Source organism: Helicobacter didelphidarum, assembly GCF_003364195.1.
Lineage (GTDB): Bacteria > Campylobacterota > Campylobacteria > Campylobacterales > Helicobacteraceae > Helicobacter_A > Helicobacter_A didelphidarum.
In genome coordinates this window covers 1-484 of record NZ_NXLQ01000205.1, presented here as the reverse complement: position 1 = coordinate 484, position 484 = coordinate 1, and the positions used below count along the sequence as shown (strand labels likewise).

The window sequence follows — 484 nt, the reverse complement described above, 5'->3', positions numbered from 1 at the left end:
ATAGTTTGATTGAGAGCTTATATTTATATCCTTATTGACACTTATATCCAAACTTCCCTCCACCACCTCTACCTTATTACCTCTCACATTCTCTATTCTTTCTCCATGAATAGATTCTATTGTATTGCCTTGTATAGTAGTCTCTTTATCCCCACCTATATACTCACTACTATTCTTTAATACTCTTAGTTTATTATCTATCCCTATATTAAGAGTATGACTTCCTCCTACTATGGTATCTTTAGAGAGTGCTACATTGGTTAGATATTCTGCTCCTACTCTTACATCTTTTACTCCTAATATTTCTTGTTTATGATATTTGTTGATAGATTCTGTGTAGTTGCCTTTGACTTGAGAGTCTTTATTATGTTTAATCCTTTGAGTAAAGTTATGCTCTATTATCTCATCATAATCTCTTTGTGCATGAAGATAGATTTGTTCTTTATCTTTAATATTTGATAGAGTGAGTTCATTGATACCAGAT

General features: G+C 31.4%; 1 protein-coding gene. It reads right to left on the bottom strand.

Going from position 1 to position 484, the window contains the following annotated elements; genetic code table 11:
* On the bottom strand, positions 1–484 hold a 484-nt coding region (locus CQA53_RS13000; protein WP_407918860.1), incomplete at both ends, for a bacteriophage T4 gp5 trimerisation domain-containing protein.